Source organism: Parabacteroides sp. KHUB-01 (assembly GCF_056640935.1).
Window position 1 is genome coordinate 2,668,791 of sequence record NZ_CM153256.1, and the last position, 23,720, is coordinate 2,692,510.

Consider the following 23,720-nt stretch of genomic DNA (forward strand, 5'->3'; position numbering starts at 1 on the left):
AAACTTGAAATATGAGAATTCTAAATCATCTGATTTTATGTGCGGCAACTTTTTCCGCGCTCTTTGCTTCCGATATCAATGCTCAGGATAAAGGTTTGCAGACTTATGTGATGGACTCACCTTACGAGGTAAAGAAGATTACACCTCCTTCCGGAAATAAAGTTAAGAACGTAATTCTTATGATTGGGGACGGAATGAGCCTTATGCATGTTTATTCTGCCTGGACTGCAAACAAAGGAAAACTTTGGCTTGACAACTGCCAATATACAGGCTTGTCAAAAACTTATTGTGTAGATAAACTTATAACAGATTCCGGAGCCGGAGGAACAGCTTTGGCTACAGGATATAAAACCAAATATCATTCGGTAGGAGTGGATTCGAAAGGTAATCCTGTTGAATCTCTTGCCGTGTTGGCAAACAGGAAAGGCATGTCTAGCGGAATAGTTGCTACTTGCCGTTTGTGGGATGCCACTCCTGCGGATTTCTGCTGTCATAATGTTGACAGAGACAGAGAGGAAGAGATTGTTGCAGATTATGTTAATTGTGGTGTTGACTATGTTTTTGGTGGCGGAGCCAAATTGTTTGAAAACAGAAGCGATGGAAGAAATATTTTTTCCGAACTTGAAGATAAAGGTTACAAAATTGTTCGCTCGCTGAACGAACTGGAGGATGTTGAAAAAGGAAAAGTGTTTTGTGTAACCGACAGTGTTGACACTCCTGTTCCTGCAGTTCGCGGTGATTTGCTTGCAAAAGCATCGTTGAAAGGTATCGATTTGCTGGAAGAGAATCAGAACGGATTTTTTATGATGATTGAAGGTTCTCAGCTTGATGATTACGGACATTTCAACGATTTGGACATGCTTATGCAGGAAGTTCACGACTTTGACAGAACCGTAGGAAAAATATTTGAATGGGCAGCAAAGGATGGAGAAACCCTTGTTGTAGTAACTGCAGATCATGAAACAGGTGGACTAACTCTTTTGGACGGAAATGTCAGTGAAGGACGTATAGTTTGTAATTTCTCTACCGGTGGACATAGCGGTGTTATGGTTCCAGTCTATGCTTTTGGACCGGGAGCAGAGAATTTCTCCGGAATATATGAGAATACTGATGTGTTCCTGAAAATAAGCAATCTTCTTAATCTTCCTGCAAAAGTACATTATAATGCATTCTCCCATAATGACTATTGGCGTGCAAAACCATTACACACAGCTTTGAATTATCGTTTCAATTGTGTTGAGGCAGATTTATGGCCTATCGGAGGTGAACTTTATGTTTCGCATGAGCGTCCTGAAGCTAATCCTGAAATAAATTTCCGTAAACTTTATATAGAGCCGTTGATTGAAAGACTTAAGAGTAATGGAGGAAAAGTCTATGAAGGAAGCGACAAACCTTTCTATCTTATGGTAGATTGTAAAGAAAAAGGAGAGGAGGTTTATTCTCAGCTAAAGAAAATGCTTGAGCCTTACAAGGAATATTTCTGCCGTGTGGAAAATGGAGTTTATAAGGAAGGTCCGGTTCTTTTGTTCCTTTCTGGAGACAGACCATTGAAGACATTGCCTCAAGAAAAAACTCGTATGGTTTTCCTTGATGGAAAAATATCTGAACTGGGGAAAAATATACCTTCATCTCTTCATCCCGTTGTTAGTGACAATTATTCTGATTTCTTCACATGGAAGGGTGAAGGGGAAATGCCTGAAGCAGAATTGAAGAAGATGCGTGAAATATTGGAAAAAGTACATTCCGAAGGAAAACTGTTCCGTTGGTGGGGCGCTCCTGATACAGAGAAATTCAAACGCTTCTTTATCAGTGAAGGTGTTGATTTGGTTGGCGCCGATGACTTGGGAACGTTGTATAGGGTGCTGACAGAGGTGGAATAATCATCAAAATATCAAGACTTAAAATCAACTTTTCTTCAAATATTTTGCTTGTTTAAATAAAATGCTTACCTTTGCACCGCAAAAATTAGTAATAACAAAAATAAAAACAGAGTTTTATGAACAATTACGAAACCGTTTTCATTTTGACTCCCGTTTTGTCTGACGCTCAGATGAAGGAAGCGGTAGAAAAATTCACGAACCTGCTTAAGAGCAACGGTGCTGAAATTGTGAATGAAGAAAACTGGGGCTTGCGCAAGTTGGCTTACCCAATCGACAAGAAATCTACTGGTTTCTATCAGTTGATCGAATTCAAGGCAGATCCTTCTGTAATCGCTACTTTGGAAGTTAACTTCCGTCGTGACGAACGTGTGATCCGTTTCTTGACTTTCCGTCAGGACAAATACGCAGCTGAATATGCAGCTAAGAGAAGAAATTTGAAATCATCAAAAGAAACAGTTAAGGAGAATTAATCATGGCAGCAACACAATCAGAAATCAGATATTTGACTCCGCCTTCAGTAGACGTTAAAAAGAAAAAATATTGCCGTTTCAAAAAGAACGGTATCAAGTATATCGACTATAAAGATCCTGAATTCTTGAAGAAATTCTTGAACGAACAGGGTAAGATTTTGCCTCGTCGTATCACTGGTACTTCATTGAAATTCCAGCGTCGTGTAGCTCAGGCTGTTAAGAGAGCTCGCCACTTGGCTTTGCTTCCATACGTAACAGATTTGATGAAATAATTAACATTTTAAGAGGAGACAGAATATGCAAGTTATTTTGAAAGAAGACGTAACTAACTTAGGTTACAAAGACGATATCGTAACAGTTAAAGACGGTTACGGACGTAACTTTCTAATCCCACAGGGCAAGGCAGTTATCGCATCAGAATCTGCTAAGAAAGTGTTGGCTGAAAACTTGAAGCAGCGTGCTCACAAGTTGGCTAAAATTAAAGCTGATGCTGAAGAATTGGCTGCTAAGTTGAAAGATGTTACTTTGACAATCGGTGCTAAAACTAGCTCAACTGGTACAATCTTCGGTTCTGTAAACAATATCCAGATTGCAGAAGAATTGGCTAAGAAAGGTTTCGAAGTTGACCGCAAAGTTATCGTTATCAAAGAATCTGTTAAGGAAGTTGGTAACTATAAAGCTACTTTGAAACTTCACAAGGAAGTTTCTGTTGAAATTCCTTTCGAAGTTGTTTCTGAATAATTTTAGAAATACATTATATGAAAAGAGGATGTCTGATAAAGATATCCTCTTTTTTGTTTTATTCCCAATCCTGAATCTCTCCAAAATACATACGGACCGACCAGAATTTCCTTCCGAATCCAATTAGATTTCCTTCCGTAAGTAATTCAATTTCTTTCCGTACTTATTCGGAATTACTTCTAGATGTATTTTCAGCTAAATATTCAATATACATAAAAAGTTACTGAAGGTATGTTTCACAACTCCCTTAAATCTCTGTTATCCAGTGAAATCATGTGATTTATGAACAGTTTTTAACCATCAACAGACTTTAATTTATCTGTTTTCTTCTTTTTATATTAACCAAAGCTCGAATAACATTATTTACGTGATTTATAGTTACTTGTCAGAAATGTGAAACATCACGCAAGAAACTTCCCATGTTTGGGAAAAAACATGCCGACGTTTTTTCTGAAACACTACCATGTTTTTTTGAAATATTACTACTTTTTTTATCTAGGATAATAAGCGGTTCGTTAATAACAGACCAAAACCAAGCTTTTTATTTTGCTCTCCACTCACCTTTCACTATCTTTGTTACTGAGTGAAATGTAATAAAAGATAAATCATGAAGAATCAATTTCTACAACGCTATCTGGGTTTTGACCCAAAGACAATGAATTTGCGGACTGAAATAATTGCCGGAATCACAACCTTTTTGACAATGAGTTATATTCTTGCTGTCAATCCTGATATTTTGAGTGCGGCATCAATGGATAAAGGAGCAGTATTTACCGCAACGGCATTGTCGTCTGCCCTGGCTACGATTCTGTTGGCTTTTCTGGCAAAGTTGCCGTTGGCACAAGCTCCGGGAATGGGACTTAATGCTTTCTTTGCTTTTACTTTGGTGCAAGGTATGGGATACAGTTGGCAGACTGCGTTGACTGTTGTTTTGGTTGAGGGTATAATTTTTGTGCTGCTTACGATATTTAATATCCGAGACAAAATAGTTGATTGCATTCCGGTTAATCTGCGATATGCTATTTCTGTCGGAATAGGTATGTTCATTGCCTTTGTTGGGTTAAAGAATATAGGTGTTATTGTGCATAATGACGCTACTTTGGTTGCGTTGGGCGCTTTCACTCCGGCTGCACTCATAGGAATTTTTGGTATTCTCCTTAGTGGTGTACTTTGCTATCGTAAAGTAAAGGGAGCTTTGTTTATCGGTATCATTATTACAACATTGGTCGGTATTCCTTTTGGAGTGACAAGTTTGCCTGAAGGATTTTCTCTGGTTTCCAGTCCACAGTCAATGGCTCCTACTTTCTTCCAGTTTGATTTCTCTTCTCTGTTGGATTTTGATTTGATTGTGGTAACAGTAATCATGGTGTTTATGGATTTGTTCAATACTATAGGCACATTGGTTGGTGCTGCTAATCAGGCAGGAATGGTTACAAAGGAAGGAAATATTCCTCATATGAAGGAGGCGCTATTGTCTGATGCTGTCGGAACTTGTATTGGTGCGGTGTGTGGAACATCAACTGTAACAACATTTGTGGAAAGTTCGGCAGGAATTGCTGAAGGTGGTCGTTCCGGAGTAACTTCGTTGATAACAGGTCTTTTGTTTCTTTTGGCTTTGTTTTTCTCTCCATTGTTTCTTGTTATTCCAAGTGCAGCAACAGCCGGAGCATTATTCATTGTCGGTGTATTTATGATGAATGGTCTGAAAGATATAAATATTGATGATATGACAGAAGCTTTGCCGGCATTTGTGACGATTATGTCAATGGTTCTGACTTATTCAATAGCAGAAGGCATAGTTTTAGGTTTGTTGTCATATTGCATTATGAAGATTTTTACAGGCCGTTTCAAAGATGTGCATCCAGCTTTATATGTTTTGGCAGTGTTGTTTGTGCTGAAATATATTTGGGGGTGATGGATGATATGAGTTGGGGAAGTTAAGGAGTCAAGAAGTCAAGTAGTTAAGAAGTCAAGTAGTTAAGTAGGGACTTTGCTATATTCTTGTTAACTTGTTAACTCGTCAACTTGTCCCCTAGTTCCCTCGTCCCCTAGTTCCCTCGTCAACTAAATCTTTTTCTGTATGAGAATATTCTCTCCATTCCGATTGTTTTTCTTTGGCTTGTTAGCTTCTATTATGCTTGCAGGTTGCGATTCTGTGCCCCAGCGTTCATACGTTATTGGCATATCGCAGTGTATGACAAATGATGAATGGAGGGAAACAATGATACAGGAAGTGATGATTGAGGCTGCAAACTACGATTCTTTGAAGATAGAAGTGCGTGACGCTCATAGCAACAGTGAGGAGCAGATTCGTCAGATACGGGAGCTTATAAGTCGAGGTGTAGATATTCTTGTAGTTTCACCTTTCGAATCTGAACCTCTTTCCGGTGTTGTTGATGAGGCTTATCGGGCAGGAATACCGACAATAATTACGGACCGCCGTGTAAATACCAACAACTATACTACATTTATTGGAGCGGATAATCGGAAAATTGGAGAATTAGCCGGACGCTTTGCTGTGTCAAATCTGCCGGAAGATGGAAGAGTCCTTGAAATTTGGGGATTGCCCGGTTCTTCTCCTGCTATGGAGCGCCATTGGGGATTTGTTTCATCTTTGTCCGGAAGGCGTGATATCGTGTGTGATTCCGTAAATGGTAATTGGTTGTATGAAGATGCAAGGAAGGCTTTGTCTGAGTATTCTTCGTGGAATAGTGTTGATATAGTTTATGCTCACAATGATATGATGGCAATTGCAGCCCGTGAAGTGATGCAGGAAAAGAAAATTTCACGCTCTGTGATTGTGATGGGAGTGGATGCCGTTACAAACACCGGACTTAAGGCACTGGAGAAAGGATTGATTGATGTATCGTTTCTTTATCCAACGGGTGGAGAGCAGGTGATAAGAACTGCAATGCAAATTTTGCGTGGAGACTCTGTCCCTAAGGAAATACCTCTTTACACTACAACTATAGATAAGGATGCTGCTCAGACAATGTTGCTTCAGAATCATCAGAGAAAGAATTATCAGGAACGAATAATGGAGCAGCGTGAGAAAAATAACCAATTGCTCAGTAAATATGAATTCCTTCAGAACTCATTGGGGCTTATCTCTCTTTTGACAGTTTTTTCTGCAATATCACTTATTTATGTCTATCTTATGAACAATAGGATGACGCGCATTAATCGTGAACTTCTGGCAAAAAATGAAAAAGAAGAGGAGCAGAACAGAAAGCTTATATCACTTAATGCGGAAATAAAGGAGGTGACAGCTCAGAAGTTGCGTCTTTTCACAGATGTTTCACATGAGGTCCGTACACCTTTAACCCTTATTTTGTCTCCATTGGAGCAGTTACAGTCCAAAACAGAAGGAACGTCTTATGAAAAAGATATAAAGTTAGTATATCGGAACGCGTCTCGTTTGTTGAGAGTTATCAATCAGGTTCTGGATTTTCAGCGTTTGGAAAGTGGGGCAGATGAGAAATGGCATTTTGTTCCGGTGGACCTTGTTGCGTTCCTTCAGGATATAAAAGGATATTTCGATGGAATGGCTTCTATCCGTCATATCACTTACAATTATGTTTGTCCGGATGGGAAATGTGAAGCATTTATTGACCGTGACAAGATGGAGAAAGTCATTGTCAATTTATTGTCGAATGCTTTCAAGTTTACTCCTGAATATGGCAGTATAACACTAAGTCTTTTTGCCAGTGATGAGTTTACAATTACAGTTGAGGATACAGGTAAAGGAATTGAGCCTGAACGCCTTGATTCGATATTCGAGCGTTTCCACACCGGAGATAGCAGGAGTGGAAGTGGAATAGGGCTTTATCTTGTAAAGGAATATATAGGCAGACATTGCGGACATATAAGTGTAGAAAGTGAACCCGGAGTGAAAACTCGCTTTACTATAACCCTGCTGAAGGGAAATACCCATCTCAATCAGGATGAAATAGAGATTAACAGTGCTTCGCAACAGGCTGCCGAAGTTTTGTCTCTTGACTCTAATGAGGCAAACCGTATATTATCTGCTGTTTATGAAGAACAAATCCTTATTGTTGACGATGAGGATGAGGTTCGGGATTTTCTTGCAAAGGAATTGTCGGCTAATTTCAAAGTTCTTACGGCTTCAAATGGAGAAGAGGCTCTTTCTGTTTTGTCGTCCGAGAATGTATCATTAGTGCTGAGCGACGTTATGATGCCTGGCATTAATGGTTTTGAGCTTTGCCGACGTATAAAAAGAGAAGAGGCTACGGCTCATATTCCTGTCCTTTTGCTTACTGCCTTGACAGATATAAAACAGCAGATTCATGGAATATCGGAAGGGGCAGACGGTTATATACAGAAACCATTCCATATTTATTATCTTAAAGTTCGTATTGCTTCTCTTATTGAGGAAAGGAAAAAATGGAAAAGGAATTTTGAAGAGCTGGTCAAGTCTCAGACGGAAGAAGATAATCGTCCGGATGATATGCTTACGGCAGATGAATTGTTCTTGCGTCAGTATATGCAGAAATTAGAAGCCTTTTACTCAGATTCGGATTTCGGAGTGGAGAAACTGAGTGACGAACTTGCTTTGTCCCGCGGCCATCTTTATCGCAGAGTTAAGGAACTGACCGGACTTTCCCCTGTAGAATCATTAAGGAATTATCGTTTGGAAAAAGCAATGAATATGTTGCGCCAGAACAAATATACCATTAGTGAAATAGCATATAATTGTGGTTTCTCTTCTCCTGCTTATTTTACAAAATGTTTCAGAGTTGTGTATGGAAAGACACCGACAGAATTGTTGAATTGAAAGTTGAATTTTAAGATTGAACACAGAGTTCGGAGACCCAGAAAATTATTTAAGATAAAATAAAAATTTAAGAGTCTGTAGCCTTGTCAACTTGTTTCTGAAGCCTTATTATATATCCGTTTATAACATTTGATGATTGCTTAACTTCTAAACCACAATTATTTACCATTCATGATACAAATGTTATATACTTTGTTTCATTTGTTATAGCCATTTAAAACTATAGCTTATACATTTGTATAGCTTAAATCTTTAAGTTAGTTGTTCAACTTTAAATAACGTGAGTTCGACGAGTTAAAAATGCTAACAGATTTGGAGAATGAATTATTCCGGGAAAAAGGACATAATATTAAGGCTGAAAGACTTTTTATAGCCCAGGGCGTGAGCCCTGGGTCACAGACACATAATAAAACAAAGCCCTGAAGGGGCGACACAATGTTCTGTTATGGTTTCGTCGTTAATAGAGAGTCGCTCTTTCAGAGCTTAGAACGGATGGTGGTTGCATTTACCCAGGGCTCACGCCCTGGGCTATACAAATCTGTCAAATGCCTGATTTGACATGGCTTTCAGCCATAACTCACGTTAAATAAACAAGGCATCAGAGACAAGTTAACAAGGAGAATTATTTCTGTGTTTAAAAATCTTGTCAACTTGTTTTCTGAAAGTTGAGTTTGCGAAACTTGAATTAAATCTTATATCATTGATTATGGCACGAATTTCAGATTATGGACTTATAGGTCTGTTTGCACTTTGTTTAACTGCATCTTGTACTTCGTCGGATAAATCTGCTTATAAAGTAGACTGGCTGTCCGATGACAAAGCCGTTATTTCCATAGATAACCCTACGAGATATATATTATTGCCGGTTGAGGAAAGTGCCGGTGAAACTAAAGTATGCTTGCTTGGAGAAGAAACAGGCGAGGTTGATATGGATATTCGTTTGGCACGGAATAAGGTTGATTATTTTGTGCCTTTCGAACTTCCCCAAGGTGAAGGGGTGACATTGCGTATAAGTAATATTGATAAAGAATGTATAGCTTGGAATGAAATAAGCCTTAGCGATACATTTAATATTGACAATATTGAACCTTATCGCCCTGTTTATCATTTTACTCCTTCATATGGTTGGATGAACGACCCGAACGGAATGGTTTATAAGGATGGCGAATATCATTTGTTTTATCAGTATAATCCTTATGGCTCAATGTGGGGAAATATGCATTGGGGACATACTGTAAGCCGTGACCTTGTGAATTGGGAAGAACAGCCTGTAGCCTTGGAAAGAGATACAATGGGACACATCTTTTCCGGAAGTTCTGTTGTAGATAAAAATAATACTGCAGGATTTGGAGAAGGAGCCATTGTTGCCTTCTATACTTCGGCAAGCGACAAGAACGGACAAATACAATGCCTTGCCTATAGCAAAGACAATGGACGAACTTTCACTAAATATGAGCAGAATCCTATTCTTACTCCTTTTGATGGCTTGCGTGATTTCCGTGATCCGAAAGTATTCTGGTATGAACCACAGCAGAAATGGGTGATGGTGGTTTCTGCAGACAAGGAGATGCGTTTTTACTCTTCTACTGATTTGAAGGACTGGACTTATATGAGCAGTTTTGGTGAAGGTTATGGAATACAGCCTAATCAGTTTGAGTGTCCTGATTTCTTTGAATTGCCTGTTGATGGTAATCCCGACAAGAAAAAATGGGTGTTGATTGTAAATATAAATCCAGGATGTTTGTTTGGAGGCTCAGCAACAGAATATTTCGTTGGAGATTTTGATGGAACAAAGTTTACATGTGATACTCCAAAAGAACATACAAAATGGATGGACTGGGGAAAAGATCATTATGCGACTGTCACATTCTCAAATACTGGCGACCGTGTAATTGCAATGCCGTGGATGTCGAACTGGCAATATGCAAATGTTGTTCCAACAAAGCAGTTCCGCAGTGCACAAGGTTTACCTCGAGAATTGAGCCTTTATACAGAAGGCGGTCATATTTATATGGCTTCTACTCCTGTTGATGAATTATCTGTATTGAGGAATGGAGCCTCAAACAAATTGGAAACATTCAAGGTCGAAGGCAAATATGATGCAGGCGAGTTGATTGCAGATAATAAAGGAACATATGAATTGAATCTTTCCATCAATCCAATGAATGCTAAGAAAGCCGGATTTACTTTGAAGAATTCTAAAGGTGAGAATGTGAAAATATATCTTGACCTTGCAGATAAGAAACTCGTTATGGACAGAGTGAACAGTGGTTTGGTGGATTTTGGAGAAAAAAGTGCTCCGCACGCAAAGGAAAATCATGATAACAGAAAGACTAATGCAATCAATTATGTAAATGATTTTGCTTTGGCAACATGGGGAAAACTTCCTGCTGACAAGAAATATGATTTCAGGATATTTGTTGATAAATGCTCTGTTGAGATATTCCTTAATGGAGGAAAGGTTGCTATGACAAATCTTGTTTTCCCAACAGAACCATATAATCAATGGGAATTTTTTGGTGAAGGCGGAACATTTGAAGTTGAATCTGCTGAGGTTTATGGCTTGGGTATTTAATATAAGAAAACAATAAATCAATATAAAAATGGAAAATAATAAACCTGTAATAGTTGGTATTGGCGAATTGCTATGGGACGTTTTGCCAACAGGAAAAAGAGCCGGTGGTGCTCCAGTTAACTTTGTTTATCATGCAACTCAGCTTGGTGCTGAAGGTTATGCAATAAGTGCTGTCGGTAATGATCTTGCCGGAACAGAAATACTTCAGGAACTGGATAAAAACGGAATAGGTCATTGCATAGCGACAGTAGATTATCCTACAGGTACAGTTCTTGTGGAACTTAACAATGGCATTCCAACATATAATATTGTTGAAGGTGTTGCCTGGGATCATATTCCTTTGACTGAGGAAGCTATAAATATAGTAAAGAAAGCAGATGCTATTTGTTTCGGAACTTTGGCACAGCGCAGCTCTGAATCAAGAAAGACACTTAATACATTGCTTTCATATGTTCCGGAATCAGCATTACGTTTCTTTGATATAAATATACGTCAGAAATATTATTCAGAAGAGTTGATTAAAGAATTGCTTCAGCAGGCTAATGTGTTTAAATTGAACGATGAAGAATTAGAGATGTTCCGTCCGATGTTCAATTTGGAAGGAGACGAAGACACATGTTGCCGCCGCATCATGGAAGAATATAATTTGAAATATCTTGTGCTTACAGCCGGAAGCCGTTATAGCACTATCTATTCAGCTGATGAGAAATCAACAATCAATACTCCAAAAGTAGTGGTTGCCGATACAGTTGGTGCAGGAGATTCTTTCTCAGGAGCCTTTGTTTATTCAATACTTAGTGGAAAATCATTGAAAGAAGCTCATCAGTGTGCAGTTGATACAGCAGCGTTTGTATGTACGAAGGAAGGAGCTTGGCCGGAGTATTAAACTCAAAAACTTATAAACTCAAATCATATGAACAATAAATCAATCCTAATATTAGCCCCGGTAATGCTGGCTTTCTTTTCCATGGGATTCGTGGATTTGGTTGGTATTGCCACAAATTATGTAAAGGCAGACTTGGCTTTGTCTGATACTATGGCGAACCTGTTTCCCTCGATGGTTTTTTTCTGGTTTTTAGTATTCTCTGTCCCTACAGGAATGCTTATGAACCGTATTGGCCAGCGCAAAACAGTTTTGCTTAGTTTGCTGGTTACAGCATTGGCTCTATTGTTGCCTTTGCTTAACTATTCCTTTACTTCAATGCTTGTTTCTTTTTCATTATTAGGAATAGGAAATACATTGATGCAGGTTTCGCTTAATCCGTTGTTGTCAAATATTGTTAGCGGTGAACGCCTGGCAAGCTCATTGACATTAGGACAATTTGTGAAAGCAATATCTTCTTTCCTTGCTCCAATTATAGCAGGATTGGCTGCCGTTTCATTTGGAGACTGGAAGATACTTTTCCTTATTTTCCTTGTAATAGGAATTTTTGCGTTTATCTTTCTTGGAATAACTAAAATAGAAGAGGATACTTCAAAGAATGGTGAAAGCTCAACTTTTGCAGAATGCTTTTCTTTGTTGTCTGAAAAAGTTATTTTGTTGTGTTTCCTTGGTATAGTTTGCCATGTGGGTATTGATGTAGGTATTAATACTACAGCACCAAAACTTCTGATGGAACGTTTGGATATGACGTTGACAGGTGCCGGCTACGCTACAAGCTTGTATTTCTTGTTCCGTACAATAGGATGTTTTTCCGGAGCCTTTTTGCTTGCCCGTTATGAAATGAAACATGTGTTCACTGCAAGTGTGCTTATGATGGTTGCGGCCATAATTGGTTTGTTTGCGTTCCATTCTCTTATGTCACATTATGTTTGTATCGCGTTGATAGGCTTGGGTAATTCCAATATATTTTCTATGATGTTTTCCCGTGCTTTATTACACTTACCGGGACGAAAGAATGAGGTTTCAGGACTAATGATTATGGGGTTGTTCGGTGGAACAGTTTTCCCCTTGTTAATGGGAGTTGTTTCTGACTGGTGCCAGTCACAGGTTGGTGCTATTGCAGTTTTGGCAGTTGGTGTTATTTATTTGTTTGCCCTGATTCCGTCAATTCGGAATTATAAAAATTGATTTAGGCTCTTTTTAGGAATAGACCTGAGCTGTTCCGGAAGGATATTACAATCCCTTCTGTTTATAATCTTTCCGGAAGTTACCTCCGTTTTCGGAATAATCCGGACTCGGAGGTTGTTTAATTATATATCTGTAGCCTTGTCAACTTGTCCCCTTGTTATCTATTTAACGTGAGTTCGACGAATTCTGAACTACCTATTTATCAAGGCTGAAAGCCTTGTCAAATCAGGCATTTGACTGATTTGTATAGCCCAGGGCGTGAGCCCTGGGTAAATGCAACCACCATCCGTTCTAAGCTCTGAAAGAGCGACTCTCTATTGACGACGAAACTATAACAGAACATTGTGTCGCTCCTTCAGAGCTTTGTTTTATTATGTGTCTGTGACCCAGGGCTCACGCCCTGGGCTATAAAAAGGCTTTCAGCCTTAATATTATGTCTTTTCCCCCGGAATAATCCATTCTCCAAATCTGTTAGCATTTTTAATTCGTCGAACTAACGTTATTTATCTTAATGTTGGACTTGCCTTCAATAAAATATGACAAAACTGTTTATACTCATCATATTTTTATGTAAGTTTGCGCAAGAATAAGAGTAAATTATATACCTTAAAAATATAAACTAATTATCATGGCATTAAAATTTATAACAGCTGAAGAAGCTGCAGCTTATGTTCATCATAATGATAACGTAGGTTTTAGTGGCTTTACTCCTGCCGGATGTCCAAAAGTAGTTCCGGGAGCAATTGCAAAGAAAGCAGAGGAAGAACATGCAAAGGGTAATCCTTTCCAGATTGGTATGTTTACAGGTGCTTCAACAGGTGATAAGTTGGATGGAGCTCTTGCTCGTGCAAATGCAATCAAATTCCGTACTCCATATCAGTCAAATAAAGATTTGCGTGCATCTTTGAACGCTCACCAGGTACAGTATTATGATATGCACCTTTCTGAGTTGGCTCAGGATTTGCGTTATGGTTTCTTGGGTAAGATTGATGTTGCAATCGTTGAGGCTGCTGATGTTACAGAAGATGGCGAAATTGTTCCAACATGTGGTGTTGGTATTCTGCCTACAATCTGTCGTATGGCTGACCGTATCATCATTGAATTGAACGATCGTCATCCGAAGGAAATCCGCGGTATGCACGATATTTATGAACCAGCTGATCCTCCTTATCGTAAAGAAATTCCGGTTTATCAGGCTTCTGACCGTATCGGTTTGCCATATGTAAAAGTTGACCCGGCTAAGATTGTTGGTGTTGTTAAGACTAGCGAACCAAATGAAGGTAAACCATTTGCTCCACTGGATGACGTAACTTTGGCTATCGGTAAGAATGTTGCAGACTTCCTTGTAAACGAAATCCGTGAAGGTCGTCTTCCTAAAGAATTTGTTCCACTTCAGAGTGGTGTAGGAAATGTTGCTAATGCCGTTTTGGGTTGCATGGGCGAAAACGAGGAAATTCCTGCATTCAATGTTTACACTGAAGTTATTCAGGATGCTGTTATCGGTTTGATGAAAGAAGGTCGTGTTAAATTTGCCAGCGGTTGCTCTTTGTCAGTAAGTAATGAAGTTATCCGCGACATTTATGCTAACCTTGACTTCTTCAAGGATAAGATTCTGTTGCGTCCTCAGGAAATTTCTAATAACCCTGAAGTTGCTCGTCGTCTTGGTCTTATCGCTATCAATACAGCATTGGAAGCTGATATCTTCGGTAATATCAACTCAACTCACGTTACTGGTACTAAGATGATGAACGGTATCGGTGGTTCTGGTGACTTCACTCGTTCTGCAATGTTGTCAATCTTCACTACTCCTTCAACTGCTAAGGACGGTAAGATTAGTGCATTCGTTCCAATGGTTTCTCACCTTGACCACAGTGAACACTCAGTTAAGATTATCATCACTGAATATGGTGTTGCTGACTTGCGTGGTAAATCTCCTATCGAACGTGCTCGTTGCATTATCGACAATTGTGTTCATCCTGATTATCGTCCATTGTTGAACGAATATCTTGAAATGGGCATCAAGGGTCACACTCCTCAGAACTTGAAGTGCTGTTTCGCATTCCACGAAGAATTCATGAAGAGTGGTGATATGCATAATGTTAAATGGGAAGAATATAACAAGTAATTGATTTGAAGTTGACAAGGCTTCAGGGACAAGTTGACAAGGACGTTTGGGATTGAATAAATTCGAAATTATCTTCTGTTACCTTGTCAACTAGTTTACTTGTCAACTACAATTAATAATATTTTAAAGGCTGTGCCGGGCGGTTCGCTCCGTACAGCCTTTTATTTATCTGAAAACTCTTGTCAACTAGTATCTTATTTTATAATACATATAATAATGCATAATCTATATTCCCTGATTTTATTTTTATCCTTTTTCGGAATTTCGTTTGCTAATGCGCAGAATGATACTTCCCGTGTGTCTGTTGTAGAATATATAACCAAACATCAGCCGAGAAATAAGGCTTTTATGCTTGACTTAGAATTACATGGCGGATTTTATAATGATTTTGAGGCAGGAAAGATAACTGAATCCTCATTCCGCTTTCAGGATATCAAACTGGACATATCCGGAGAAATCAATGACAAACTTTATTATCAGTACCGCCAGCGTTTGAATGGAGATTACAGTAATTCTGCACTTGAGAATTTGTCAGAATCTATAGAATATGCATATATCGGTTATAATATTTCCGACCGTTTTACATTGACTGCCGGAAAACAGGATATTCTTTACGGAAGTTATGAATATGATATGAATCCTATACATATATATCGATATAGCGATATGAACGAATATCTGCTATGCTATATGATGGGATTGACTTTAGGATACAGTATAACTGATAATCAGGAACTGAATATTCAGGTAACGAATAGCCGAAACGGAGATATGGAATATGAATTCGGCCTTTTGCCCGAAGGAATTGAAAAACCTGTAGTTCCATTGTTCTATACATTAAGCTGGAACGGATCTTTCTTTGACGAAATGTTTGGAATGTATTATTCTGCTTCTTCATCCTCTCAGGCAAAAGGAAGAAATATGTATGTATTTGCTGCAGGCCATTGTCTGGATACTGAGAAGATTCATGCTTATGTAGATGTTATGTACACACGAGGGGGAATAGATCCTTTCGGCCTTGTTACAGAGCTTAATGTTGCAGGAATGAATGAAGATGAAGAGATAGAAACAATGTTGAATTGCGATTATTTTTCAGTAATAGCAGAATTGCAATATCACTTCAACCCAAAATGGAAAGTTTTTGCCAAAGGAACATACGAAACGGCAGGAGTCTATAAATCTTATAACGATATTGAGAAAGGAAAATACCGCACCAACATTGGCTGGCAGGCAGGAGTTGAGTTTTTCCCGATGGCAGATGACAATATGCGTCTTTTCCTTATGGGATTAGGTAATAACTATCAACTTACTCAGCGTGCCTTGAATATTGGTGCGGCATTGGATAACACAGCTTGTCTGTCGTTAGGTATTATATACAGATTGCCTGTTTATTGAGATTATTCAGGTTACGAGTTGACAAGAAGACAAGTTGACAAGATTTTTTATCATTTAATCTTGTCAACTTTATTTGACTTATTCAAATTTCCAGACAACCTCGTCTCCTTTGTTTAGTGACACTTCAATCATTCCGTCAACAACAGGAAGAGAGAATGCCTTTTTATTCTTCTTGATACTTATATCTCTTGAATTTTTCGGTAATTTAATACGGAATTTATTGTCTGTTTTTGCCTTCAAAGAGATTTCATTTATTGCTCCGTTGCTCCATGAAGCAGACACTTCACCGCCGCCACGTACAGTCATACCAGAGAAACTTCCGCTTTTCCACATATCCGGTATAGCTGGTAAAACGTGAATATAGCCGTCATGACTTTGAATAAGCATTTCTGCAATACCTGCACAACCGCCAAAGTTGCCGTCAATCTGGAAAGGTGGATGACCACAGAAAAGATTAGGGAATGTTCCGCCTCCATTTCCGTCCCAACAAGGTTTTAGCAAATCTCCAATAAGTTTATATGCGTGATTTCCATCCAGAAGTCTTGCCCAGAAATTAATTTTCCAAGCCATTGACCAACCGGTGCTTTCGTCTCCACGCACCTCAAGAGTCTTTTTAGCTGCTTCTGCAAGTTCCGGAGTTTTAGTTATGGAAATTTCATTTCCCGGATGTAGTCCGTAAAGGTGCGAAACATGGCGGTGTGTCGGTTCCACTTCCTCATATTCCTGCATCCATTCCATAATTCTTCCGTCTTTACCTATTGTCGTTGGCTTTATTCTCTTCAGCTTGTCTTTCAGTATATTGGCAAATTCCGCATCTTCTCCCAGTATTTCTGATGCCTCAATTGTATTTGTGAATAATTCGCGTATGATTTGATTATCCATAGTTGAACCGGCACAAATACTTACAGTTTTACCGTTTGCCATTTTGAAAGCATTTTCTGGTGAAGTAGTTGGTGCTGTCACAAGATATTTTGTTTGCGGATCAGGAACCAGCATATCAACAAAAAATCTTGCCGCTTCTTTCATTGTCGGATATACACTGCGAAGATATTCCTTATCCATTGTATATAAATAATGCATATACAGATGTTCGCAAAGCCAAGCAGCAGATGTATTTGTCGCTCCCCATGACGGATGTTCTCCAGGAGCAGTAAATCCCCACACATTACCAAGAATATGCATCACCCAACCATTGGCATTATAGAAAGCCTTAGCTGTTTTCTGTCCGTTCGGAACCTGCTGCTTTGTCCATTCAATCAATGGCATATGCAGTTCTGAAAGATTTGTAACCTCAGCCGGCCATAGATTCATTTGTAGATTGATATTCAGATGATAATCACCATTCCAAGGCGTATCTATAGTGTTACACCACAAACCTTGCAGGTTAGGAGGGAAAAGACCTTCTCTGGTTGAAGAAATAAGAAGATACCTTCCGAACTGGAAATACAGAGCAGAAAGACTAGGATCGTTTTTATCTGTAGCAAAAGCTTTCAGACGCTGGTCTATCGGCATATTCTCTTTCCCAGAATAACCAAGATTAAGCTTACAACGATTGAACAAGCTGCTGTATTTTTCAATATGTTCTTTCTTCAGTTGTTTATATTCCGTATTTGAAGCTTCATTCAGTAGAGTTAAGGCTTTCTCTTCACAGTTTTCACCGAAATAGTCTGTAGCCATACTTACCAGAATTATTGCTTCCGAAGCATCTTTGACCGTTATTTTGTTGTCTTTTGTTTCAACATTACCGCCTTTAGGAAGTACAACCTTTACAGCAGATGCAAATTTCATACCTTTGTTTGCTGTTGTATCAACGCCATCAGGAAGTTGTCCGGAAAGCCACAGGCAATCATCTTTTATTTCAGAAAACGCATTTTCCGGTCTGTTCATTTCAGCTGTGAAATTAATGGACTTATCCGTATTTGCTGAAAGATATATCACACCTACATCTTTTCCGAAAGAAGTGAAAGCTTCACGTATATATCCTGTATTGCCTCGTTTGAATGTAGTTGTAGTTACAGCATTCTCCAATGAAAGTTCACGGCGATAATCTTTCACTTCTTCAGTTGAGGCATAATTATAGTTAATCAGAAGATTTCCGAATATCTGATAACTACCGTAAGGAACATTTGCGCCATGTCCTTCACCACTACCTTTTCCTTTACAAATGAAAGTGCTATACATCAGCTCCTGTGCCTGGTCATTTTTCCCTTCAAACAGAAGTTTTCTGATAGCTGAAAGGTAATAGTAAGCTTGCGGATTGTCAGCATCTTGTCTGCTGCCGGACCATAGAGAAATCTCATTCATCACTATGTTTTCCTTGTCAATACCGCCATCTGGCATCAGTCCAATTCTACCATTTCCAAGAGGAAATGATTCTTCCCATATCGATGCCGGTCTGTCAAAGAAATAAGTCATGTTGTTCCCTTCATTTATTATATTCTTGTTGCATCCGGCAAGCAACAGGATAAGTAGAAGGGTTGATAATGATTTTAGGTTGAACATTTTTTGAGTTTGTAAGTTTTTGAGTTTATAAGTTTGTTAGTTGACGAGGAAATGAGTTGGCAAGAGTCTGTTTCAATGGGTTTAAAAACTTTGCATCTCACAGAGTCTCTTGTAATATCCGTTCAACGCAAGCAATTCTTCATGTTTTCCACGTTCCACAATTTCGCCTTCGTGCATCACACAAATCTCATCTGCATTCTTGATTGTTGACAGGCGGTGAGCAATTACTATTGTCGTACGGTTACGCATCAGATTTTCCAATGCTTCCTGCACAAGTCTTTCAGATTCAGTATCCAAGGCAGATGTAGCCTCGTCAAGAATAAGAATAGGCGGATTCTTCAATATTGCACGGGCAATACTAATTCTCTGACGCTGACCTCCTGAAAGTTTTCCTCCTCGGTCACCGATATTTGTCTGATAGCCGTTTTCTGTTGCCATGATAAAATCATGAGCATTGGCAATACGTGCCGCTTCTTCCACTTGTTCCTGTGTTGCACCTTCCACACCAAATGAAATATTATTGAAGAATGTGTCGTTGAAAAGAATAGCTTCCTGATTTACGTTTCCCATCAATGCACGCAAATCGTATAGTTTTGTGTCTCTTACGTCTGTACCGTCAATTGTTATTTTCCCTTTTGTCACGTCATAGAATCGAGGAAGCAAGTCAACAAGAGTACTCTTTCCGGAACCGGACTGACCGACAAGTGCAACTGTTTTTCCTTTAGGAATAACAAGATTTATACCTTTCAGCACATAGTCATTCTGATATTTGAACCATACATCTTCGTATTTGATAGCCTCGTTCAACGCTACTGGCTTAGGATTTTCCGGGTCATTTATATCTGTCTGAGCCATAAGAATTTTGTCGATACGTGTCATTGAGGCAAGACCTTTCTGAATAGCATAAGCAGCTTTGCTTAAATCTTTTGCCGGATTTATGATACTATAGAAGATAACAAGATAATATATAAATGTAGAAGCGTCAATCGGACTTTCTTCGCTCAGGATAAGCGAACCTCCATACCACAGAACAATGGCAATAGTTGCCGTTCCCAAAAATTCACTCATTGGATGAGCCATTTGTTGACGGCGATAAACCTTTGTTGTTGTGCGTCGGAATTGCTCATTGCTTTTCTCAAAACGCTCCTGTATTTTCTTTTCTGCATTGAAAGCCTTGATAATACGCAAACCACCCAGTGTCTCTTCTATCTGGCTCATCAGTCCGCCCCACTGTTGCTGACCCTCAAGCGACTGGCGTTTCAGTTTCTTTCCGACTTGTCCCATCAGATAACCAGCAAACGGAAGCAGAATAAATACGAACAGAGTGAGCTGCCAACTGATGGCAATCATTCCTGCAAGGTAAATCAATATAAGGATAGGATTCTTGAACAGCATGTCAAGCGAACTCATTACCGAAGCCTCAATTTCATTGACATCGCCCGAAACCCTTGCCAGAATATCTCCTTTACGCTCTTCCGAAAAGAAACCTAAAGGCAACTGCGTGATTTTTCTGTTTATCTGGTTTCTGATATCACGAACAACACCGGTTCGGATTGGAATCATAGTGTAGAACGCAAGATACATCGTTGCAACTTTCAGAAATGTTGATACCACAAGGAAAGCTCCTAGCACAATCAACGCCGTTGAACCTCCGTATGTGTTTATCAAATCTCCCACATACCAGAAGAAATTGTTTTTCAGAGCTTCGGCAAAATGTTTCCATGATTCCCAGCTTCCGGGATTCAGATTCCATTCCATAAAGCTGTATTCCGCCTTGTCAATTCTGAAAAGAATATTCAGAATCGGAATTATGAGTGCGAATGAAAACAGATTAAGTATTGCAGACAGAAAGTTAAAAATCACGTTCAACACCATATATTTCTTATATGGCGGAACAAATCGTTTAATGATAAGGAGAAAATCTTTCATATTATTTTAACACAGAGACACGGAGACACAGAGTTTTTATTTCTTAATTTATATACTCTTGTGTCTCCGTGTTTTTTTTAAAATGCAAGTTTAGGGAATAAATCTGTGAGTTGCAAATTTTTTTCAAATTGGCTGCAAATTCACTTCCAGTCAACAAGCGAGGATTTGAAATAGTTCCATTCCATGTTTTCCCATAATAATGAATGAGAAGACAATCTGGATTTGTATTCTTTCCAGTTTGTGTTTTCAGCTGCCGACCATCCTTTTTCTGCAACACCGGCAAGGCGAGGCATCAGCAGGAATTGCAAGTCGCTGAAGTTTGTCACAGTTTCACACCAAATAGCACCTTCAACACCGGCTATGTTTTTCTCAGTGTTCAGCTTATCGTTGAATTTGGCTGGATTCCAGTCATACATCTCTGCAATGGTTTGTTTCGGATATCCTTGTAAACCGAGTCTTTTCTGTTCTTCGCTCTGTGTGCTGTCGGCACTTGCTTCTTTATAAGGGAAATCCAGATAAACATACGAACTAGGAGACAAAATTATGCGTGCATTCTTTTCCAATCCCAAATCCATGTCTTTTGCGTTTTTCATGAATGCTTCTTTCATCATTTTCTGAATTTCCTCAGGCATAGTGGATTTCTTTTTCTTTGTTGAATCGCCCGAACTTAACGACATATTCTTGTAATGCACCCAATATTGCATTACATCACCTTCCTCAAGATTAGTTCGTGCAGATTCCTGCCATCCAACCACTTTTTTCCCGTTCTCTTTTACTATTTTGCGTGTTGCATCAACAAAACGAACATATTTGTCGTCAGACAATCCCCAGGTTTCGTCTCCTCCGATATGTATATAATTTCCCGGAGTCATCGCAGAAATCTCTTTCACAACATCGCTCACCAGTTGCATAGCTTTCGGATCGTCACATCCAAAGCACCGATTGCCTGACCGCTCATATTCAATTTGAATTTCATTTTTGCAGCATTCTTCAATTCCGGGTATGCGGCAAAAATTGCTTTAGTATGACCAGGCAAGTCAATTTCCGGAACAACAGTGATAAATCTCTCTGCAGCATAGTTCACAATCTCCCGATAATCATCTTGAGTGAAAAATCCCACAGGTTTTCCGTTGTTTTCAATATTACCTCCAATTTCAGTTAGTTTCGGATGGCTTTTAATCTCTATTCTCCATCCTTCATTATCTGTAAGGTGTAGATGCAGAACATTCATTTTATATAATGCGAGCATATCGATTACCTCTTTCACTTCGTCCGCAGTGAAGAAACAGCGGCTCACGTCGAGAGACAAACCTCGCCAGGCAAATCTAGGATTGTCTGCAATATCGAGTGCGGGAAGATAAACAGTGCTACCAGTTTCAAGTGAATTTCCTGCCACAAGTTGGAGTAGGGAAGTTGCGCCTCGAAAAATTCCTTCCGCAGCCATCGCTTCAATTGTTATATTGTTCTTATCAATATTCAGTGTATAACGCTCATCGGCAGGATTTCCATCGTCAGCACTCACGCCGAAAGCTGCAGGCATTGATGCCAGCTCCGAATTTGCAGGATTAATACTCAGGAATATACCGTTTTTGCATTCTTTCTGAGCCTTACCAGCAGCAGTTATTTTCAGTCCGCTTTGCTTGCTTATATATTCGGCAAATTTCTCGGCTATACTTTTCAATGATTCATCGGAATATGCAATCACACAATTGTTTTTCAGAGCAAATGCATTTTCTCCAATGTTTGATTGTGCCGGAGCCGGAATAATATTAAAATGTCTCGGACCAGTTTCTGTTTCAGAACATGAGCTGAATAAAGTGATGCCGCATACAGCAGCTAGTGAACAGATAAAGGAAATACTTTTCATATTATAATAGATTAATTTAAGTTTCGCAAGTTACGAAGATGTGGCGAAACTTAAGATTAAATTCAGAAAATTTACAATTTGTGTAAGCCCTTCATCCTATGTTCTGCAACAATAATTATGTTTGTGAAAATTATATATTGATGTTTATGTATTGTATATAACACAAATAGAACAAACATGTAGGCGGCATACAATATTGCGCTTAAGGCTGAAAGCCTTCTTATAGCCCAGGGTGTGAGCCCTGGGTTACAGATACAAAATACAAAATGAGCCCTGAAGGGGCGGTACAATGCGATTGAGATTTCGCCCCTTCAGGGCTTTGTTGGGAGGGGTGGTGTCGTTGTTAACCCAGGGCTCACACCCTGGGCTATCAAATCCGCCTAGGCGGATTTGTGTAAGGCCTTCAGCCTATATCAGATAGACTATAGTAACTAACTAAAGAAAACATTTGTCGGTGATTACATTATGTTACATGAATCGTGTTTTTATTGTCAAAATGCATATTTTCTCCATTTTTAACTAACTCGCTTTTTAAATAAATTGCCCTAATTCCTAATTTTATACCTGGTTTTTTTATCGTTCCCGGAAAATGATTGTAATGATTTGGGGAAATGATTACAATTCCTCCAGGAAGTTATCACAATAGTTTACCTCAGTCATAGTAATGATTTCGTACAACGATTGAAATGTTTTTCTAACATCATTACAATCATTTTTTTACATTCTTTTTTGTGTTTTTTTTATGTCATTTTTGAACTTGAAAACTACTAAAAATCACGGCTTTTAATAGAAATATCGGTAATTTTGATGGATTTTTGTGATTAGCAATTTTTGTTGGTAAATTATTAAATGTTATTGTGTTATGATCAAAAAAACAGATTTAAAGCTCACGAGAATGGTAGGCAAACCCGCAAAAAATATTTTATACGGATTTATTGGAGTTTGAGAGGGGTTAGATTGACATTTTGACATTTTATTATTTTGACATACAGTCAATATTTGATAGAAATATTGTACACCTGAAATCGCAATAGGTTTACCCTTGAAATTTGTGCGAAAATTAGAGCCTTGAAAAGGCAACACCCTCAGAAGGCTTTCAGCCTTGGTAGATAGTTCTGAATTCGTCGAACTCACGTTATTTAAATATTCCTCTGTATCTTCGTATCTATGTGTTTTATCCTCTAAACCCATAATTTTGTCATATAAACCCGATGTGTTGAAAAAAAATACTAATAATCTCTTGCAGATTAATAATTACTACTTAACTTTGCAGCAAATCCTCGGCAAATAGTGTTTTGCCGGTTATAAGGATAGACATATTTGATGCAATGCATTTACGGTGATTATTCCAACTTTAAAAATCTGGAAAA

The 23,720-nt window shown here is 38.8% G+C and carries 15 protein-coding genes and 1 pseudogene; 11 read left to right on the forward strand and 5 right to left on the reverse strand.

Annotated elements, in window-relative coordinates:
• Positions 1-11 precede the first annotated feature (11 nt).
• The 11 genes and pseudogenes from ACYIAR_RS11380 to ACYIAR_RS11430 all read left to right on the forward strand — a co-directional run.
• A pseudogene (locus tag ACYIAR_RS11380) lies at positions 12-1,145 on the forward strand (alkaline phosphatase); the annotation flags it as partial.
• Positions 1,146-1,996: 851 nt separating this feature from the next.
• Positions 1,997-2,350, forward strand: a complete 354-nt coding sequence (gene rpsF, locus ACYIAR_RS11385; RefSeq protein ID WP_480329679.1) for a 30S ribosomal protein S6 — start codon at positions 1,997-1,999, stop codon at positions 2,348-2,350.
• Between the two features lie 2 nt (positions 2,351-2,352).
• A complete protein-coding gene (gene rpsR / locus ACYIAR_RS11390; protein WP_005637107.1) occupies positions 2,353-2,622 on the forward strand; it encodes a 30S ribosomal protein S18 in 270 nt (89 codons plus the stop codon).
• Between the two features lie 25 nt (positions 2,623-2,647).
• Complete coding sequence (gene rplI / locus ACYIAR_RS11395) at positions 2,648-3,091, forward strand: 50S ribosomal protein L9 (RefSeq protein WP_480329680.1); 444 nt, start codon at positions 2,648-2,650, stop codon at positions 3,089-3,091.
• A gap of 607 nt (positions 3,092-3,698) precedes the next feature.
• Positions 3,699-5,006, forward strand: coding sequence for an NCS2 family permease (locus tag ACYIAR_RS11400; protein ID WP_480329681.1), 1,308 nt, complete (start codon positions 3,699-3,701; stop codon positions 5,004-5,006).
• A 165-nt stretch (positions 5,007-5,171) separates the two neighbouring features.
• The gene (locus ACYIAR_RS11405) at positions 5,172-7,886 is read left to right on the forward strand and encodes a substrate-binding domain-containing protein (RefSeq protein ID WP_480329682.1); all 2,715 of its coding nucleotides are present in this window, start codon (positions 5,172-5,174) and stop codon (positions 7,884-7,886) included.
• Positions 7,887-8,592: 706 nt separating this feature from the next.
• A complete protein-coding gene (locus tag ACYIAR_RS11410; protein WP_480329683.1) occupies positions 8,593-10,461 on the forward strand; it encodes a glycoside hydrolase family 32 protein in 1,869 nt (622 codons plus the stop codon).
• Between the two features lie 28 nt (positions 10,462-10,489).
• Positions 10,490-11,347, forward strand: a complete 858-nt coding sequence (locus ACYIAR_RS11415) for a carbohydrate kinase family protein (RefSeq protein ID WP_480329684.1) — start codon at positions 10,490-10,492, stop codon at positions 11,345-11,347.
• A gap of 27 nt (positions 11,348-11,374) precedes the next feature.
• The gene (locus ACYIAR_RS11420) at positions 11,375-12,532 is read left to right on the forward strand and encodes an MFS transporter (RefSeq protein ID WP_480329685.1); all 1,158 of its coding nucleotides are present in this window, start codon (positions 11,375-11,377) and stop codon (positions 12,530-12,532) included.
• A gap of 628 nt (positions 12,533-13,160) precedes the next feature.
• Positions 13,161-14,657: a butyryl-CoA:acetate CoA transferase gene (locus ACYIAR_RS11425; RefSeq protein WP_480329686.1), complete on the forward strand. Its 1,497-nt coding sequence runs from the start codon at positions 13,161-13,163 to the stop codon at positions 14,655-14,657.
• A gap of 348 nt (positions 14,658-15,005) precedes the next feature.
• Positions 15,006-16,052: a porin gene (locus tag ACYIAR_RS11430; RefSeq protein WP_480329687.1), complete on the forward strand. Its 1,047-nt coding sequence runs from the start codon at positions 15,006-15,008 to the stop codon at positions 16,050-16,052.
• A 78-nt stretch (positions 16,053-16,130) separates the two neighbouring features.
• Here the strand turns inward: ACYIAR_RS11430 and ACYIAR_RS11435 are convergent, their stop codons facing one another.
• From ACYIAR_RS11435 to ACYIAR_RS11455, 5 genes are all read right to left on the reverse strand, one after another.
• On the reverse strand, positions 16,131-18,554 hold the full coding sequence (locus ACYIAR_RS11435) for a glycoside hydrolase family 95 protein (RefSeq protein ID WP_480329688.1): 2,424 nt from the start codon (positions 18,552-18,554) through the stop codon (positions 16,131-16,133).
• Positions 18,555-18,635: 81 nt separating this feature from the next.
• Complete coding sequence (locus tag ACYIAR_RS11440) at positions 18,636-20,483, reverse strand: ABC transporter ATP-binding protein (RefSeq protein ID WP_480329689.1); 1,848 nt, start codon at positions 20,481-20,483, stop codon at positions 18,636-18,638.
• A gap of 140 nt (positions 20,484-20,623) precedes the next feature.
• Positions 20,624-21,394 carry a family 20 glycosylhydrolase gene (locus ACYIAR_RS11445; RefSeq protein ID WP_480329690.1) on the reverse strand — a complete coding sequence of 257 codons (771 nt, stop codon included), beginning with the start codon at positions 21,392-21,394 and terminating at the stop codon, positions 20,624-20,626.
• Entirely contained in the window at positions 21,382-22,350 is a 969-nt protein-coding gene (locus ACYIAR_RS11450; protein ID WP_480329691.1) for a family 20 glycosylhydrolase, read from the reverse strand. The genes ACYIAR_RS11445 and ACYIAR_RS11450 overlap by 13 nt, the downstream gene beginning before the upstream one ends.
• An 852-nt stretch (positions 22,351-23,202) precedes the next feature.
• Positions 23,203-23,541, reverse strand: coding sequence for a hypothetical protein (locus ACYIAR_RS11455; protein ID WP_480329692.1), 339 nt, complete (start codon positions 23,539-23,541; stop codon positions 23,203-23,205).
• Positions 23,542-23,720 lie beyond the last annotated feature (179 nt).

What these genes read in the sequence shown, in the direction of transcription:
- ACYIAR_RS11425 (WP_480329686.1), top strand. Translation starts at nt 13,161, where the DNA reads ATGGCATTAAAATTTATAACAGCTGAAGAAGCTGCAGCTTATGTTCAT.
- ACYIAR_RS11420 (WP_480329685.1), top strand. Translation starts at nt 11,375, where the DNA reads ATGAACAATAAATCAATCCTAATATTAGCCCCGGTAATGCTGGCTTTC.
- rpsF (WP_480329679.1), top strand. Translation starts at nt 1,997, where the DNA reads ATGAACAATTACGAAACCGTTTTCATTTTGACTCCCGTTTTGTCTGAC.
- ACYIAR_RS11430 (WP_480329687.1), top strand. Translation starts at nt 15,006, where the DNA reads ATGCTTGACTTAGAATTACATGGCGGATTTTATAATGATTTTGAGGCA.
- ACYIAR_RS11440 (WP_480329689.1), bottom strand. Translation starts at nt 20,483, where the DNA reads ATGAAAGATTTTCTCCTTATCATTAAACGATTTGTTCCGCCATATAAG.
- ACYIAR_RS11455 (WP_480329692.1), bottom strand. Translation starts at nt 23,541, where the DNA reads ATGGGTTTAGAGGATAAAACACATAGATACGAAGATACAGAGGAATAT.
- ACYIAR_RS11415 (WP_480329684.1), top strand. Translation starts at nt 10,490, where the DNA reads ATGGAAAATAATAAACCTGTAATAGTTGGTATTGGCGAATTGCTATGG.
- rpsR (WP_005637107.1), top strand. Translation starts at nt 2,353, where the DNA reads ATGGCAGCAACACAATCAGAAATCAGATATTTGACTCCGCCTTCAGTA.
- rplI (WP_480329680.1), top strand. Translation starts at nt 2,648, where the DNA reads ATGCAAGTTATTTTGAAAGAAGACGTAACTAACTTAGGTTACAAAGAC.
- ACYIAR_RS11435 (WP_480329688.1), bottom strand. Translation starts at nt 18,554, where the DNA reads ATGTTCAACCTAAAATCATTATCAACCCTTCTACTTATCCTGTTGCTT.
- ACYIAR_RS11410 (WP_480329683.1), top strand. Translation starts at nt 8,593, where the DNA reads ATGGCACGAATTTCAGATTATGGACTTATAGGTCTGTTTGCACTTTGT.
- ACYIAR_RS11405 (WP_480329682.1), top strand. Translation starts at nt 5,172, where the DNA reads ATGAGAATATTCTCTCCATTCCGATTGTTTTTCTTTGGCTTGTTAGCT.
- ACYIAR_RS11400 (WP_480329681.1), top strand. Translation starts at nt 3,699, where the DNA reads ATGAAGAATCAATTTCTACAACGCTATCTGGGTTTTGACCCAAAGACA.
- ACYIAR_RS11445 (WP_480329690.1), bottom strand. Translation starts at nt 21,394, where the DNA reads ATGCAACTGGTGAGCGATGTTGTGAAAGAGATTTCTGCGATGACTCCG.
- ACYIAR_RS11450 (WP_480329691.1), bottom strand. Translation starts at nt 22,350, where the DNA reads ATGAAAAGTATTTCCTTTATCTGTTCACTAGCTGCTGTATGCGGCATC.